Annotated in this window: 15 protein-coding genes; 6 read left to right on the top strand and 9 right to left on the bottom strand. The window is 70.0% G+C overall.

All coding sequences use genetic code 11. The annotated features are described in order from the left end of the window. Positions 1–11: 11 nt before the first annotated feature. The 3 genes from ACFYRU_RS27615 to ACFYRU_RS27605 form a co-directional block, all read right to left on the bottom strand. The gene (locus ACFYRU_RS27615) at positions 12–767 is read right to left on the bottom strand and encodes a ThuA domain-containing protein (RefSeq protein ID WP_387663606.1); all 756 of its coding nucleotides are present in this window, start codon (positions 765–767) and stop codon (positions 12–14) included. Further along, positions 760–1,854 carry a Gfo/Idh/MocA family protein gene (locus tag ACFYRU_RS27610; RefSeq protein ID WP_387663604.1) on the bottom strand — a complete coding sequence of 365 codons (1,095 nt, stop codon included), beginning with the start codon at positions 1,852–1,854 and terminating at the stop codon, positions 760–762. Before ACFYRU_RS27610 ends, ACFYRU_RS27615 begins: the two co-directional genes overlap by 8 nt. Positions 1,855–1,955: 101 nt before the next feature. Next, positions 1,956–2,402 carry a metallopeptidase family protein gene (locus ACFYRU_RS27605; RefSeq protein WP_387663602.1) on the bottom strand — a complete coding sequence of 149 codons (447 nt, stop codon included), beginning with the start codon at positions 2,400–2,402 and terminating at the stop codon, positions 1,956–1,958. Positions 2,403–2,433: 31 nt separating this feature from the next. Between ACFYRU_RS27605 and ACFYRU_RS27600 the strand changes: the two genes are divergently transcribed. After that, positions 2,434–2,820: a DUF3499 domain-containing protein gene (locus ACFYRU_RS27600; protein WP_387663600.1), complete on the top strand. Its 387-nt coding sequence runs from the start codon at positions 2,434–2,436 to the stop codon at positions 2,818–2,820. Here the strand turns inward: ACFYRU_RS27600 and ACFYRU_RS27595 are convergent. The 4 genes from ACFYRU_RS27595 to ACFYRU_RS27580 all read right to left on the bottom strand — a co-directional run bounded on the left by ACFYRU_RS27595 (position 2,817) and on the right by ACFYRU_RS27580 (position 9,246). Then, on the bottom strand, positions 2,817–4,301 hold the full coding sequence (locus tag ACFYRU_RS27595) for a DUF5719 family protein (protein ID WP_387663598.1): 1,485 nt from the start codon (positions 4,299–4,301) through the stop codon (positions 2,817–2,819). The two genes, ACFYRU_RS27600 and ACFYRU_RS27595, sit on opposite strands and share 4 nt — an antisense overlap. Then, positions 4,298–7,213: a glycosyltransferase gene (locus ACFYRU_RS27590; RefSeq protein WP_387663596.1), complete on the bottom strand. Its 2,916-nt coding sequence runs from the start codon at positions 7,211–7,213 to the stop codon at positions 4,298–4,300. The genes ACFYRU_RS27595 and ACFYRU_RS27590 overlap by 4 nt, the downstream gene beginning before the upstream one ends. A gap of 194 nt (positions 7,214–7,407) precedes the next feature. Further along, positions 7,408–7,659: a WhiB family transcriptional regulator gene (locus ACFYRU_RS27585; RefSeq protein WP_020389877.1), complete on the bottom strand. Its 252-nt coding sequence runs from the start codon at positions 7,657–7,659 to the stop codon at positions 7,408–7,410. A 330-nt stretch (positions 7,660–7,989) separates the two neighbouring features. Beyond that, positions 7,990–9,246 carry a hypothetical protein gene (locus ACFYRU_RS27580; RefSeq protein ID WP_387663594.1) on the bottom strand — a complete coding sequence of 419 codons (1,257 nt, stop codon included), beginning with the start codon at positions 9,244–9,246 and terminating at the stop codon, positions 7,990–7,992. A 115-nt stretch (positions 9,247–9,361) separates the two neighbouring features. Here ACFYRU_RS27580 and cofD point away from each other — a divergent pair, with 115 nt between their 5' ends. The 3 genes from cofD (at position 9,362) to ACFYRU_RS27565 (ending at position 12,134) form a co-directional block, all read left to right on the top strand. After that, a complete protein-coding gene (cofD, locus tag ACFYRU_RS27575) occupies positions 9,362–10,363 on the top strand; it encodes a 2-phospho-L-lactate transferase (protein WP_387663592.1) in 1,002 nt (333 codons plus the stop codon). Beyond that, positions 10,360–11,328, top strand: coding sequence for a coenzyme F420-0:L-glutamate ligase (locus tag ACFYRU_RS27570; protein ID WP_387663590.1), 969 nt, complete (start codon positions 10,360–10,362; stop codon positions 11,326–11,328). Before cofD ends, ACFYRU_RS27570 begins: the two co-directional genes overlap by 4 nt. Positions 11,329–11,453: 125 nt before the next feature. Beyond that, positions 11,454–12,134: a DUF3105 domain-containing protein gene (locus ACFYRU_RS27565; RefSeq protein ID WP_387663588.1), complete on the top strand. Its 681-nt coding sequence runs from the start codon at positions 11,454–11,456 to the stop codon at positions 12,132–12,134. Between the two features lie 56 nt (positions 12,135–12,190). On the opposite strand, the gene ACFYRU_RS27560 is transcribed toward ACFYRU_RS27565, so the two are convergent. Next, complete coding sequence (locus tag ACFYRU_RS27560) at positions 12,191–12,805, bottom strand: TetR/AcrR family transcriptional regulator C-terminal domain-containing protein (RefSeq protein ID WP_387663586.1); 615 nt, start codon at positions 12,803–12,805, stop codon at positions 12,191–12,193. 79 nt (positions 12,806–12,884) lie between these two features. Here ACFYRU_RS27560 and ACFYRU_RS27555 point away from each other — a divergent pair, with 79 nt between their 5' ends. Together ACFYRU_RS27555 and ACFYRU_RS27550 are read left to right on the top strand one after the other, a co-directional pair. Continuing rightward, positions 12,885–13,112 carry a hypothetical protein gene (locus tag ACFYRU_RS27555; protein ID WP_387663584.1) on the top strand — a complete coding sequence of 76 codons (228 nt, stop codon included), beginning with the start codon at positions 12,885–12,887 and terminating at the stop codon, positions 13,110–13,112. Beyond that, positions 13,109–14,062 (top strand): zinc-binding alcohol dehydrogenase family protein, encoded by a 954-nt coding sequence (locus ACFYRU_RS27550; protein ID WP_387663582.1) that lies wholly within the window; start codon positions 13,109–13,111, stop codon positions 14,060–14,062. Before ACFYRU_RS27555 ends, ACFYRU_RS27550 begins: the two co-directional genes overlap by 4 nt. Here the strand turns inward: ACFYRU_RS27550 and ACFYRU_RS27545 are convergent. Then, positions 14,059–15,153 carry a mannose-1-phosphate guanylyltransferase gene (locus tag ACFYRU_RS27545; protein ID WP_387663580.1) on the bottom strand — a complete coding sequence of 365 codons (1,095 nt, stop codon included), beginning with the start codon at positions 15,151–15,153 and terminating at the stop codon, positions 14,059–14,061. The two genes, ACFYRU_RS27550 and ACFYRU_RS27545, sit on opposite strands and share 4 nt — an antisense overlap. Positions 15,154–15,156: the final 3 nt, after the last annotated feature.

The raw sequence follows: 15,156 nt of genomic DNA, 5'->3' as shown, positions 1-15,156 counted from the left end.
CAGCGTGCAGCTCAGGCCTTCTCGAACCAGCCCGGTGTGCCGCGGTGGTGCACGGTCGGGAGCTGGCGCGGGACCACCGGAGCGGCCCACTTCGCCGCGTTGGCGATGATCTGCTGGACCTCCGGCTGGTGGTACGTCGGGTACTCCTGGTCGCCGGGGCGGAAGTAGAAGACCCGGCCCTGACCGCGGCGGTAGCAGCAGCCCGAACGGAACACCTCGCCGCCGGAGAACGAGCTGACGAAGACCAGCTCGTCCGGCTGCGGGATGTCGAACAGCTCGCCGTACATCTCCTCGCGCTCGATCACCAACGGGTGCGGGACACCCTGCGCGATCGGGTGCCCGGCCGCGACCGTCCAGATCAGCTCACGGTCGTTCTCGGCGCGCCAGTCCAGCGAGCACGTCGTACCCATCAGCTTGATGAAGATCTTCGAGAAGTGCGCCGAGTGCAGCGCGATCAGGCCCATCCCGGACAGTACGTGCTGCTGGACCCGCTCGACGACCGCGTCGTCGACGTCGCCGTGGGCGGCGTGCCCCCACCAGGTGAGTACGTCGGTGTCCGCGAGCACCTCCTCGGTCAGCCCGTGCTCCGGGTCCTGCAGCGTGGCGGTACGAACGACCACCTCGGCGCCGAGCTTGTCGCGCAGCGCCGCCGCGATCGTCTCGTGCATGGTGTCGGGGTAGATCTTGCGGACGGTCTCGTCGCGGCTCTCGTGGACGTTCTCGCCCCACACCGTGACGCGGATCGGACCCTGAGTTGTTCTAGGCATGGAGTACAACCTCTCGTCCCGCCTTCGCCGAGGCGTAGCAGGCGTCGATGATCTCGGTCCGCAGCAGCGCCTCGGACCCGTTCTGGCCTTCCCACTCACCGCTCCGCACGATCCGCACGAACTCCCGCACGACCGCGCGGTGCCCGAGCCCGGCGCCGGTGGCCGGCTTCACCTCGGCCGGTACGCCGGCCACGTCGGTGAAGATCCGCAGCGTGTCGGTGGTGGTGTAGTTCTGCACCTCGATCTTCGCGCCGCCCTCGGTACCGAACAGCTCGATGCCGAAGTTGTCGCCGGGCGCCCGGAACGTCGCCCAGCTGGTCTCCAGCTGCAGCGCGCCGCCGCCCTTCAGCCGCAGGTACGCGGTCGCCAGGTCCTCGACCTCGAACTTCGAGCCGAGGGTGTCGACGGTCGGGCGGTCCGGCGTACTCGCGCTGCCCTTGCCGCGCGGGCCGAGCTCGGCGAAGGTGTCCGCGGACACCGTGCTGATCTCCGGCTCACCCATCAGGTGCAGCGCCATGTCGAGGATGTGCACGCCGAGGTCGATCAGCGGCCCGCCGCCGGACAGCTCCCGGTTGGTGAACCAGCCGCCCATCCCGGGGATGCCGTTGCGGCGCATCCAGTGCGCCTTCGCGTAGTAGATCCGGCCGAGCTGGCCTTCGTCGATCTGGTGCTTGAGCGCCGCGACGTCACCGCGCTCGCGGTGGTTGAACACGACCTTCAGCACCCGCCCGGCCTGCTTCGAGGCCTCGACCATCGCGGTGCCCTCGGCGACCGTCCGGGCCAGCGGCTTCTCGGACAGTACGTGCAGGCCCTTGCCGAGTGCGGCCAGCGCGATCGGGGCGTGCAGCTGCGTCGGCGTACCGATGCTGACCGCGTCCAGCCCCGGGGTCTCGAGCAGGTCCTCCCACTTCTCGTACAGATGCGGTACGCCGTGCTTCTCGCCCAGGCTGGTCAGCGTGTCCTTCTCCAGACCGGCCAGCGCGATCACCTCGACGTCCGGCAGCTCGGAGAACGCCTCCAGCGCGGTGCGCCCGGCGAAACCCAGTCCAACGACCCCGACCCGCAGTTTTTGATCGTTCACACTCACGATCCTCTCCCGATGACAACGAAGGACACAACCGCTTCCCACACTACGGAACAGGTTTCAACACCGGTCAACCCGCTTGTTCTAACAGACAGGTAACGGGGTCAGTCGCCTTCGGGGTCGAAGTCGGGGTCGATCTGCTCGGGGGAGAGCGCCAGTACGTCGGCCAGCTCCAGTACGAGGGCGGAGCGGACCAGCCAGGACAGGCTGCTGCCGGACCGTTCGGCGCGGAGCTCGATCGGGCGGCGGAACACCACGATCCGGTACGGCTCGTGGGACGTACCGCCGGTGGCGTGGGTGAGCGGGATCTCGGTCGCGTCGAGGTCCAGGTTCGGGACGTCCTCGATCGCGAACTCGACCCGGGCGACCACCTGCGGCAGCCGCTTCTCCAGCCGGGTCACCTCGATCGCGACCACCTCGTCGAACGAGGCCGCGAGCGACCGCTGCAGCGGCAGACCCCGCGGCGCGAACTTGCTCGGCCGGCTGATCGGGCCGAGCATGCCGCGGCCGTGGCGGTCGATGTGCCTGCGATGACGGCGAGCCTCGGTCACACGCTCAGCCTAGTGGGGGTAACGTCTGTCCGTGAGCATCGCCAGGATCTGTTCGCGCGCCGGATGTCAGAAGCCTGCCGTATCGACGCTCACCTACGTGTACGCCGACTCGACCTGCGTCCTCGGTCCGCTGGCCACGTACGCCGAACCGCACTGCTACGACCTCTGCGCCGACCACGCCGACCGCCTCACCGCGCCGAACGGGTGGGAGGTCATCCGGCTCGCTCCCGACCCGGCCGCGGCCGGCCCGTCGTCGGACGACCTCGAGGCGCTGGCCAACGCGGTCCGCGAGGCAGCCCGCCCGCTCCCCCCGCGCGGCGAACCCCGCGCCGGCACCCCGGGTGCCCCGGTCGAGGTAGCCCGCCGAGGCCACCTGCGCATGCTGCAGGACCCCGGCGCGAACACCAGCGAGGGTTAACGCAGGGCCGCGCTGACGTCAGGTTGGGCGCCCAGCTGGGCGCGGAAGACCAGCGACGTCGAGAGCGGCCAGGCGGCCACCTGGGGTACGTCGTCCTTCGAGGGCTTGGCCGCCGGCATCAGCGTGACGCCCGCAACGACCGTTCCGCGTGTCTGCTGGACCATCAGGTACGTCGCCCGGGGCTGCGCCGGGAACGAGATCGGCGTGGTCGCACCGTTGACGATGTCCAGCGCGCGGGTGACCAGCGCCCGGCCGACCGCGTCGCGCAGCTCGAACTTCACGCTCGCGGTCTTCCCCGGTGCCGTCACCTGCAGCACCACCGGCTGCCGATGGGCAGGCAGTACGAGGTATGCCGGGCCGGCCAGCGCGTCGGCGGACCCGATCGACGAGAACTCGGTCTGGCTCGCGTCGGTGGCCCGCATCGCCGCGGTCACCGGCTGGTCGGACGTCAGCGTGATCGCGCTCGGGTCGCCGTTCAGCACCTTGTCGAGCGCGACCGACTTCACCGCCCCGGCGTCGACCGTCACGGTCTCCAGGCCGGCCGGCTTGAACGGCCCGTTCGGTCCGTTGATCGTCAGGCCGACGGTCGCCTGCAGGTCGGTCGGGTTCGCGATCGAGAGAATCCGGCCGCCCTTGCCCGGCGCGACGGCCGGGACGAACGACATCGTGGCCGGTGCCGACGACTGGTTCAGCCAGTCGACGCCGAGCGGCTTGCCCGCGCTCGACGCGTTCGACCGGACCGCGGCGGCGACCCGGCCGCCGGTCGACTCGACGTGCAGCGCGATGTCGCGCAGGTTCGGCGCGATCTGCCGCAGGAACAGCTCCGACGTGCCGCGCGCCGGGACCACGATGCCGCGCGCGGCAGGCAGGTCGGCGGCGCCGGCCCGCGAGTACACGCTGACGTTCACCTCGGCGTTGAGGCTGTCCAGGTTCGTCAGCACCAGCACGTCGCGCCGATCGCTCGCCCCGGACGCTCCGACGAACCAGAAGTCCGATCCCGGCAGCTGGCACGGAACGCTCGCCATGCCGCGGTTGACCTCGCCGTCCGGTGCGGTCGCCGTACTCGTACCGACGGTCCCGGCGGCCAGCGGTCCGGTGCCCTGGATCGACAACGGCACCGGGTTGGTCGCGACGGGACTCGAACCGATCGTGCCGCGCTTCAGCAACGATCCGACCGGGTTGGCGGTGGCCGGCAACGGCGCGATCGACAGCGGTTGGGCCGCGCCCGCGGCGGTCGGCGTACCGTCCGGCAGGGTCGGGGCGACCGCGTTCACGACACTGGTCATCTTGCCGCTCGCGGACAGCACCGGGCAGGCGAGCGCCGTACGGTTCACGATCGCCCGCGTCGGCTCCGTGGTGGCCGCCTCGACGCGGGTGTCGGCCTTCCCCGGGTGCGTGATCACGCCGAGGCCGGCCAGTACGGCCATGGCCGCGACGACGGCGCCGATCCGGAGACGCGGGTCGGACAGCAACCGGCTCACCGCGGGTCCCTCCTCGCGTGGGTTCCTTGCGGTACGGCGACGGTACGGCGGACCGTCGGCAGGCAGAAGATCAGCGCGATGATCCAGCCGATCAGGCCGAGGATGCGCCACAGCGAATGCGTCTGGTCGACGACCGGCGTCCTGCCCTCGATCTTCGACCGGTCCACCAGCCAGGACGCGTCACCATCGTTCGCACTCGCGCGGGTCAGACCGGGCAGCGAGTCGAGCGTCGACTGCAGCGTCGGGTCCACCGGGCCGGGCAGGTACACGTAGTCGATCGCGAGACCGGCCAGCTGCCGCCCTTCCTCACCGCTGCCACCGCCGCCGAGCGTCGCCAGGACGTCGGTGATCGGCTTGGTCTGGGCCGGTGTCGGCGCCGCCTCGAGCGAACCCATCCGCGGCCCGCCGTCCTTCACCAGCGAGAACCGCATCTGCCCGCCCGGCGCCTTGCGGACGACCAGGATCGACTGGTTGTCCGGCGGATCCTGCGAAGAGACCAGGTACGCCGGGAGGTCCTGGGCCGGGCCGCGCCACAACGGGCCGTCGGTCCCGCGGACCAGCCAGAAGCCCGCGGTCACGATCGTCGTGACCAGCGCGATCCCGAGCACACCCTGGACGAGGAGCTCGCGGGACTTCCCGACCGAGTCCCAGGCGACCGTGACCGAGATGATCCAGCCGGCCGTCATCAGGAACATCAACGGACCGGCGCCGCCACCGAGCCGGGTCGCGACCAGCGTCCCGGCCAGACCGGCCAGCGCGGCGAACCAGCCGAGCAGTTCGTACCGCTGGCGCGACTCGCGCAGCAGTCCGACCAGTGCCACCAGGATCAGCGGTACGGCGAACCACCACGGCGTCGGCGCGCCGATCGGCGTACCGGTCAGCAGGTGCGGAAGGCTGTCACCCGGGCCGACCGCGGCGGTCGGCGGACCGCCCGCCTCCTGGCCGAGCTTCGACGGGTGCTGGATCAGGTCGATCGTCCACGGCAGCACCAGCAGCAGACCGAGCACCACCGAGAACACCAACTGGCGCCCCTGCCGCCGCCAGCCGAGGCCGAGCACCGCGCCGAGAACGAGAATGACCGCGATCAGCAGGCCGAGCGCCGGCGTGAACGCGAACAGCACCGCCAGGCAGATCCCGGCGAACCACGCGGCCCGCCAACTGCCCTGGACGACCACGCGCCGCCGCCGGGCGACGGTGTGGACGGCGGCACCGAGCAACGGCAGCACGATCGCCGCCACACACGTGCCCAGCCGGCCCTGCGAGATCGCGCCGTTCGTGAAGACGGCCAGCCCGTACGCCGAAGCGCCCCAGGCACGCGCCACCCGGTCGACCACGAACGCACGCAGCAACGCCCACGCGGCAAGACCCGCGAGCGGCACCGCGCCGAGCAGCAGGATGTTCGTCGCGCCGCCCGGACCGAACATGACCGTCGAGAACGCCCACATCTGCCCCAGCCACGCAGGCGGGGTGACACCGGGCGGAGCGGACGCCGCGGCATGCCACAGGGCCGCGAGGTTCTCCTGCGCCGGCAGCAGCAGGTGCGACCGCAGTGCGCCGCCGCCGATCAGGTCTCGCGCGGCCACGAACGCACCGAGCGCGAGCACCACCCAGGCGACCAGGAACGGCCGCCGGATCAGCTGCCGGCGCCACCTGGGCTGGTCGACCGCGACGCGCGCCGTGGACTTGGCCCGGCGAGCCGTGGTGACGACCTGCTCCTCGGGCTCGTCTGCCCACGCCTCCCGGATCCGCTCCGAGATCGTGCTGGTCGTCTCCTCCAGGTTGTGCCGCAGTGCGTGCACGGACCGGGAGAACAGGCCCTTGATGTCGTCGTACGGAACCTGGTTGAGATTGCGGCGGTTCTTCCGCGCGGTGGTCCAGCCGCCGGCCAGGAGCGTGCCGAGCAGCGCGGTCCATTCGTCGACCGCGCCGGACGGCGTCTTGCCGACGACGAACCAGATCGACCGCAGCACGGTGCCGAACAGGAACCGCAGGATCAGCAGCGGCAGCAGCTTGCCGGGTGCGTTGGCGAGCACGGTGTAGTACGCATGCGCACGGTCGAGCTGGTACGCGTGCCGCCGGGTGCCGGCCAGCGCCCGCTCACCGGTGGCCGCGGCCTGCGCGTGGTAGACGACCGCGTCCGGCGCGACGCCGACCTGGAAGCCGGCCCGGCTGGCCCGCCAGCCGAAGTCGATGTCGTCGCGGAACATCGGCAGCCGCGGGTCGAACCCGTGCAGCGACTCCCAGACATCGCGGCGGACCAGCATGCCGGCCGAGCTGACCGCGAGCACGTTCCGCGGCTGGTCGTGCTGGCCCTGGTCGAGCTCACCGTTCTCGATACCGGTGTCGCGGCGGCCGCCGAGCGACGTGGTGACACCGACCTCGAGCAGCTCGCGGTCCCGCGGCCAGAGCCGCAGCTTCGGACCCCAGACCCCGGTCGCCGGCGAGATAGTGGCCTGGAGCAACAATTTCTCCAGCGCCTTCGGGGCCGGCGCGCAGTCGTCGTGCAGCAGCCACAACCACTCCACGACCGGCATGTCGCCATCGTCCCCGTACGGGCCGACGGCGCTCGGGATCGATGCGAAACCGTGGGTTTCCAGACCACGGGCGACCGCCGTCCCGAACCCGGTGCGGGCGGACACGCTGACGACGGGCTCGACGCCCGGCATCGCGGCCAGCAGTTCGGCGGTCTCGTCGGTGGATCCGGTGTCGACCGCGATCAGCCGGTCCGGACGTGGGTTCAGCGCCCACAGCGACTCGGACAGGCGCGGCAGCCAGGCCGCGCCCTCATGCCCGACCACCACCGCGGTGACGACATGCCGAACCCGCGGACGGCGCATGTGGCCACCAGTGTGATCGGTCGGGAAGTCGACGGAGTCGAAGAATTCCCAGCCGGCCGGAGCTTCTTGTTCCATGCGGAGCTGTGACACCTCGATGCTTGCGGACGGTCACCGTGACCGCAGGTCCCGGCGAGGACTCACCATACAGCCGCCATCGGAGTGTCCGGAAAGCCGTGGGCTCCAGCTGTGGAAAAGCCGCGGACCCCGGACGAGTGATCGTCCAGGGCCTCGCGGAAGTCTCTGCTGTTGCTGTTGTCCTCAGCCGCCGCTCAGACGGCCTTCTTCTTCAGTTTGCGGCGCTCCCGCTCCGACAGACCGCCCCAGATACCGAAGCGTTCGTCGTTCTGCAGCGCGTACTCGAGGCATTCGCCCCGGACGTCGCAGCCGAGGCACACCTTCTTGGCCTCGCGGGTGGAACCGCCCTTCTCCGGGAAGAAAGCCTCTGGATCGGTCTGGGCGCACAGCGCCCGTTCCTGCCAGTTCGGCTCCTCCTCGATCGCCTCACCGTCGACAATCGCCATCAGCTCTGTCACGGTACGACCTCCTCGACCCTGTTCGTTCCCCTGTACATGTGGGTTTGCGGTCCACATGCCTGACCTCGTCCGTCCTGCGCTCTGCAACGGTCCCCGATACCGAGTGTCCTAACGAACGACACGGTTGAAATTACATTCCTGCAATGCACGAAAGTCAAGCCGCGCTCTGCTATTGGGATCATCCGCAACACGGCCGCAAAAGAACGAGAGGCCTGTGGATACAGGCCTCTCGTGCCGGGTACCCGGCCTCAAACCTTGCGCTGAAGGGAAATTTCCCCACTGGTCGGCAAAGGCTTGCCGTCCTCGATCACTGTGTGATCAGGAAGGCTGGGACCACCAGCCCTGCTGACCCTGGCCCTGCTGGTTCGGGTCGTTCTTGTCGGCGTCGACGCGCGGGTCGACGCGGGTCTCGTCGGCAGACTCGGCCTGCGGTGCAGGCTGCGAAGGATCGGCGGCAGCCGGCTGCTCGGCTGCGGGCTTGTCCTCGGCCGGCCAGGACTGCTCCTGCGGCCAGGCCTGCTGCTGCGGCTGCTGGGCGTCTGCCTGCTCGTGGGTGCCCTCGGCAGCGCCCTGCTCCTGCTGGCCCCACTCCTGGCCTGCCTGGGGCTGCTGGCCGTACTCCTGGCCGCCCCACTGCTGCTGACCTGCGTCCGGGACACCCCACTGCTGCTGCGGCTCCTGCGGCCACTGCTGTGCCTGCTCCTGACCGCCCCACTGCTGCTGGTTGTCGCCACCCCAGGCCTGGGTCGGCTCGGCAGCGGCCTGACCCTCAGCAGGCCACGCCTGCTCCTGCTGACCGGCGTGCTGTGCGGAGTGCTGACCGGCAGCGTGCTGCTGAGCCTCGGCCTCGCCGGCCGACCAGGCCTGCTGCTGCTCGCCCTGGCCCCAGCTCTGCTCCTGCGGCCACTGCTGCTGGTCGCCCTGACCCGCCGCGTAACCGCCGGCGGCACCGGCCGCCGCATAGCCGCCGTACTGCTGACCCTGGTCGTACTGGCCGCCGTACTGCGCCTGCTGCTCCGGCTGGCCGTAGCCCTGCTGACCGTAGCCCTGCTGGCCGTAGCCCTGCTGGCCGCCGTACTGCCCCTGGGCGCCGTGCTGGCCCTGCTGCTGGAACTGACCCGGCTTCGGGACCTTCACCGGCGCGGGCAGCGCCTGGAACGTCTTCAGTGCGTACAGACCGACACCGCCGTACAGCGCGAGGCCACCGAGCGAGGCGATGAACCCGACGATCTTCTCGCCGGCCGTGCCGCCGCCGTTGAACTGCGCGAACGTGGCGATCAGGCCGATCAGCAGGAAGAGACCGGTGACGACGAGCGCAGCCAGCGTGACGATCCGGGCGTTCGGCGTCCGGTCACCCTCGTTCACCAGCCAGACCGCGCCCACCAGCGCCGGGAGCAGCGCGATCGTGGTGACGGACGGCGGGACGATGATGCTGTGCACGCCCGCGGACGCGGCCACGAAGCCGATCCCGCCGACGAACAACTGGAACAGCGCTGCCACTGCGAGCAGACCGGTGAATGCGAGCAGGATGTACGCGACCGGCTCTCTGAGCTTCTTGGTTGCGTCGGTGACCACGAGGGGCTCCTCGGATGTTGGGGGGCCGTACAACTGAGCTGTGCGGATCTGATGACGCAGTGCAGCATAGTCGTGCGGTGGGCCGACGCATTGACGACTCGGGCAGACTCTTCCCATGCGATTGCCTGAACGACGCCCCGAGCGTGTCACCGTCCTGGCCGGCGGGATCGGCGGCTCCGCCTTCCTGCGCGGCCTGATCAAGGCCCGTCCGGACGCCGAGATCACCGTCGTCGGGAACACCGCGGACGACATCACCCTGTTCGGCCTGCGGGTCTGCCCCGACCTCGACACCGTCATGTACACCCTCGGTGGCGGCATCTCGGAGGAGCGCAAGTGGGGCCGCGAGGACGAGACCTGGGTGATCAAGGAGGAGCTCGCGGCGTACGGCGTGGAGCCCACCTGGTTCGGGCTGGGCGACAAGGACGTGGCGACCCACCTCGTTCGGACCCAGATGCTGGACGCCGGCTACAGCCTCACCGCGGTGACCGAGGCGCTCTGCGCGCGCTGGAAGCTCCCGGTGCGGCTGCTGCCGATGAGCGACGACCGGATCGAGACCCACGTCGTGGTCGACGACCCGGAGCAGCCCGGCCGCCGCAAGGCCATTCATTTCCAGGAGTACTGGGTCCGCCACCAGGCCGCGATCCCGGCGCACCAGATCGTTGCCGTCGGCCAGGACAAGGCCAAGCCCGCACCCGGTGTCCTCGACGCGATCGCGGACTGCGACGTACTGATCATCCCGCCGTCCAACCCGGTGGTCTCGGTCGGCACGATCCTCGGCGTACCGGGGATCCGGGAGGCGGTCCGGGAGACCTCCGCGCCGGTGATCGGGTTGTCGCCGATCATCGGTACCGGGCCGGTCCGCGGGATGGCCGACAAGGTGCTCGCCGCGGTCGGCGTCGCGTCGACGGCGTCGGCGGTCGCGCGGTACTACGGGTCCCGGACGTCGGGCGGCGTCCTCGACGGCTGGTTGATCGACAGCTCGGACGCGATCCAGGCCGATTCGATCGCCGGCGCCGGAATTCACGTCCAGGCGGTGCCGTTGTGGATGACGGACGAGACCACGACCGCCGCGATGGCTGACGCGGCACTGACCCTCGCGGAGGCCGTACGGCGATGAGGAAGCACCTGGAGATCTTCCCGGTGACCGGACTGCCCGAGGTGGCGGCCGGTGCGGACCTGGCCGCGCTGATCGCGGACGGCACCGACCTGCGCGACGGCGACGTCGTGTCGGTGACGTCCAAGATCGTCAGCAAGGCGGAGGGCCGGCTCACGTACGGCACCCGCCGCGAGGCGGTCGACGCCGAGCTCGTCCGGGTGGTCGCCCAGCGCGGCGACACCCGGATCGTGCAGACCCGGCACGGTCTGGTGATGGCCGCGGCGGGCACGGACACGTCGAACACCGCGCCGGGCACGGTCCTGCTGCTGCCGGTCGACCCGGACGCGTCCGCGCGTTCGCTGCGGGCAGCCTTGAAGGAGCGGTACGACGTGAACGTCGGCATCGTCGTCACGGACACGCTCGGCCGTCCGTGGCGGAACGGGCAGACCGACCTCGCGATCGGCGCCGCCGGTGTCCGCGTGGTCGAGGACCTGCGCGGTACGACCGACAGCCACGGGAACGTACTCGCCGTCACCGAGCCCGCGCTCGCGGACGAGATCGCGAGTGCGAGTGAGCTGGTGAAGGGCAAGGCCGACGGCGTACCGGTCGCGGTGCTGCGTGGCCTCGAGGATGTGGTGCTGCCCGTGGGCGAGGACGGTCCGGGGGCGCGGGCGCTGGTCCGGGACGCGGAGTTCGACATGTTCAGCCTCGGGACGCGCGAGGCGGCGCTGGCGGCCGTACTGTCCCGGAAGGCTCCCGACGGACCGCGGCCCGTGGACCCGGAGGTTTTCGCGGAGCTGAAGCTCGACGGGGTCTCGCTCGAGGTGGGTGACGGGGCCGTCACCGTGTCGGGTGCGGAGCCGGTGGCCGTCGGCATGGTCGCCGAGCGGATCGCCGTACTGCTGCACGCCGAGGGTTACGGCGTGGCGGTGCGGCCGGGGCCGGGAAGTGCGGCGACGGTCACGTTCGGGTCCCGTTCGAGATAGTTTTCTGGGCAACTTCTTAGGGTCACCTCGTACACTGCCATCGCACGGCGGCGCGGTGGCCGCCCCTTCCGGGAAGACCAAACACTGTGGGTAAAGCGTCGTCGCAGAAACAGTCGCGCCGCGAAATGATCGAGAAGATGCAGCGCGAGCAGGCCGCCGGGGACCGCCGCCGCACCATCATGATCGTGGTCGGTGCGATCGTGGTCGGCCTGGCGATCATCGCCTACCCGGCGATCCGCCTGGTCCAGGACTCCCGGACCAAGAACGCGGCCCTCACCGACTTCGGCGTCGCCGCCTCCGCGGCGTCCTGCGACACGCCGACCAACGACGACGGCGGCGGTACCCAGGACCACCGCCCCGACGGCGAGAAGATCGCGTACGCCGTGTCGCCGCCGTCCTCCGGCCCGCACTACGCGGTCTGGGCGCCGTTCAGCAAGAAGTTCTACTCGATGGGCGACCGTCCGCCGGTGGAGAACCTCGTGCACAACCTCGAGCACGGGTACACGATCCTGTGGTACCGCGACACCCTGCCCAAGAAGGAGATCGACAAGATCGAGAAGATCGCCAAGTCGAAACTCCCGGAGAGCTCGCTGAACAAGTTCATCGCGGCTCCGTACAAGCAGTCCGAGGGCAAGGGCTGGCCGGACGGCAAGAACATCGCGTTCGCGCACTGGAGCGGTGCCGACCCGACCACCCAGAAGTCCTTCGGCCACCGCCAGTTCTGCAACTCCGTGAGCGGCGAAGCCCTGAAGAACTTCATGGAGAAGTACCCCGCCACCGACGCCCAGGAGCCGAACGGCGGCTGAGCCCCAGCACCTGAGAACGCGCCCCCGAGAGCAGCAGCTCTCGGGGGCGTTCTGCGTCAGCTCGTGGCACCCGCGATGACGATCGACAGGCATTCGGTGAAGAGGTCGTCCACGGTGCGGCCGGGGCGGAAGTACTCGGTGATGGCACGGACGACCGTCGGATGCTGCTCGGTGAAGGCGGGCATGTCGAAGTCTTCGAGGTCGTCGGGGGTCGGCCGGGCAGCCTGTTCTTCCAGTACGTGACCGACGGTGAAGCGTTCGACGGTCAGGACGATGACCCGGGCGCGGTGCAGCGGGATGCCGCGTGCTGCCAGCGTGCTCATCGCGAGCTCGGAGATGTCGGCCATCTTCACCGAGAGCTGAGAGGCCGACAGCACCCGGGCTCCGTCCGGGTGCGCCAGCAGAGCGCGGCGAAGGCGTTCGGCCAGTCCGGCCAGCCAGTCCTGCCAGGGCTCGTCGGCCGCCGGCGGTTTCAGCTCGCTGAACTCCTGCTCGAGGATCGCCTCGGCCAACGCGGTGACCAGCGCGGCCTTGTTGGGCAGGTGCCAGTAGAGCGTGGGCTGCCGTACGTCCAATCGTGCGGCGAGCTTTCGCAGGGTCACGCCGTCCAGGCCTTCGGCGTCGAGCAGAGCTAGCGCCTCGCTGACGATGCGCTGTCGGTCCAAGGTCACTGCATACCTCCCGCTCTGACTCTATCACTGATAGAGTTGTCCCTATCAGTGATAGAGAGCTTCGCTTCGGGAGGATGAAATGACACGCACACACTTGCTGCGGGAACTGCTGCACTACGTGACGCACCGGGTTCCGGGAGTCGCCGCTCACGCCGAGAAGACACCCGGTCACCAGGGCACTGCGCGCCACGGGCGGGCGCGGCCGAACCCGGGCGTACAGCACCGGCCGGTCAACGACGAGCCGCCGCGGGTTCTGGTCGGTCTGCAGCGGCGGATCGCCGCGCTGTTCGGTCAGGAGTCGCGGTGAAGGCCGCCGTACTGCACGAGGTCGGGGGCGTTCCGCGGTACGAGGACTTCCCGGATCCGGTGGCCGGCGACGGTGAGGTGATCATCGACGTGACGGCCGTCGCGGTCGAGAACGTCGACAAGGCGGTCGTCGCGGGGACCCATTACACGAGTGGGCAGTTTCTGGCCGAGCTGCCGATGATCCCCGCGTTCGACGGCATCGGGACGTTGCCCGACGGTACGGTCGTCGGGTTCGGCAATCCTCGGCGGCCGTACGGCGCGCTCGCTGAGAAGACCGTGGTGCGTGCGGGCGCGTACGCCCCGATTCCGGAGGGGATCGATCCGGCGGACGCGACCGTACTGGCGACTGCGGTGACCGCCATGTCGATGAGAACGGCCGGCGGTCTCGCGCCCGGCGAAACCGTCCTGATCCAAGGCGCTACCGGGGTCGCGGGGCGGCTCGCGGTCAAGGTGGCGCGGCTGCTCGGAGCCGGGCGGATCGTCGCGACCGGGCGCGACGACGAACAACTCCGCGAGGTACGCGACCTCGGCGCCGACGCCGTCATCAACACCGCGGTCGAGGACGACGCGCTCGCGCAGGCGTTCACCGACGCGGCACCGTACGACGTGGTGCTCGACTTCCTGTGGGGACGCCCGACGGAGATCCTGCTGCGTACGCTCGTACCGGCGACGTTCGCGTTCCCGAAACCGACCCGCCTCGTCCAGGTAGGCGAGGCGGCCGCTCGAGAGCTCACCCTCACCGCCGAGAGCCTCCGCACATCAGGCGTCGAGATCTACGGCGCCGCGAAAGGTCTCAACGCGGAAACGATGGGGTCCGTGTACGGCCAGGTGGTCGACTGGACCCGCTCCGGCGAACTCGTCTTCGACGTACTCACCGTCCCCCTGACCGACATCGAAGCCGCCTGGCAACGAACAGACCTCCACGGCAAACGCTTGGTCGTACTGCCTTAGATGTAGTTGGAGTGGTCCGACTGGACTTGGGCTACCAGGTCTTTGACTCGTTCGCCGTCGGAGAGTGGGCAGACCATGGTGACGTCCTGGGTGTGGACGATGATGTGGCTGCGGAGGCCGACGGCGGCGACCAGGTGGTCGGGGTCGTCGGTGACGATGATGTTGTCGTGGGAGTCGAGTAGGCAGCTCAGGGTGGTGCTGTCGGTGCGGTTGCCGTTGCCGTCGGCGGTGTACGTGTCGGCCAGCGCCGCCCACGAGCCGACGTCGAGCCAGTGGACGGGCATGGGTACGACGACCACGTCCGCGTCGACCTTGCCCTGGGAAGCCGGTTCCATCACGGCGTAGTCGATGCTGATCTTGCGGAGGTTCGGGTAGACCTCGGCGAGGGTCTGCTCGCGGTCGGCGGTGTCCCAGACGGCGGCGACGTCACGCAGCCGGGCGGCCGACTCCGGCAGGAGCGTGTCGAGGACGTTGAGTACGGTCGAAGCGCGCCACACGAACATCCCGGAGTTCCACCAGAAGCGCCCGGTGGCCAGGTACTCCTCGGCGGTCTCGCGGTCGGGCTTCTCACGGAAGCGGTCCACGACGTACGCCGACGTACCCTCGATCGCCGCACCACGTTCGATGTAGCCCAGGCCGGTGTGCGGGTGGGTCGGCTCGATGCCGAACGTGACCAGGGACCGCGGCCGCGCCTCGACGACCTCGAAGCCCTGCGTGATCGCGTCCCGGAACTCCTGCTCGGGGCTGATCAGGTGGTCGGAGCCGACGAACGCGACGACCGCGTCCGGGTCGTTCCGCGCGACCACCGCGGAGGCGAGACCGATCGCGTTCGCGGTGTCCCGCCGGGCGGGTTCGCCGATGATGTTGTGCGGACCGAGCTCGGGGAGTTCCTTGCGGACGACGTCCGTGATCGCGCCGACCGTACAGACGTAGATGTTGTCCGGATCGACCAGTCCGAGCAGCCGGTTGTACGCCACCCGCAGCAGCGACTGGCCCGCGGCCAGCGGAAGTACCTGCTTCGGCCTGTCGTCTCGCGACATCGGCCACAGCCGCGTCCCCGAACCACCCGCCAGGATCACCACGTTTCGCATGGA

The sequence above is a fragment of the Kribbella sp. NPDC004536 genome, from assembly GCF_042873835.1.
Lineage (GTDB): Bacteria > Actinomycetota > Actinomycetes > Propionibacteriales > Kribbellaceae > Kribbella.
This window is presented reverse-complemented; position numbering and strand designations above follow the sequence as displayed.

Excerpts from the sequence above, each read along its gene's own strand:
- ACFYRU_RS27565 (WP_387663588.1), top strand. The coding sequence starts at position 11,454 with ATGATCGAGAAGATGCAGCGCGAGCAGGCCGCCGGGGACCGCCGCCGC.
- ACFYRU_RS27555 (WP_387663584.1), top strand. The coding sequence starts at position 12,885 with ATGACACGCACACACTTGCTGCGGGAACTGCTGCACTACGTGACGCAC.
- ACFYRU_RS27570 (WP_387663590.1), top strand. The coding sequence starts at position 10,360 with ATGAGGAAGCACCTGGAGATCTTCCCGGTGACCGGACTGCCCGAGGTG.
- cofD (WP_387663592.1), top strand. The coding sequence starts at position 9,362 with ATGCGATTGCCTGAACGACGCCCCGAGCGTGTCACCGTCCTGGCCGGC.
- ACFYRU_RS27615 (WP_387663606.1), bottom strand. The coding sequence starts at position 767 with ATGCCTAGAACAACTCAGGGTCCGATCCGCGTCACGGTGTGGGGCGAG.
- ACFYRU_RS27585 (WP_020389877.1), bottom strand. The coding sequence starts at position 7,659 with ATGGCGATTGTCGACGGTGAGGCGATCGAGGAGGAGCCGAACTGGCAG.
- ACFYRU_RS27545 (WP_387663580.1), bottom strand. The coding sequence starts at position 15,153 with ATGCGAAACGTGGTGATCCTGGCGGGTGGTTCGGGGACGCGGCTGTGG.
- ACFYRU_RS27590 (WP_387663596.1), bottom strand. The coding sequence starts at position 7,213 with ATGGAACAAGAAGCTCCGGCCGGCTGGGAATTCTTCGACTCCGTCGAC.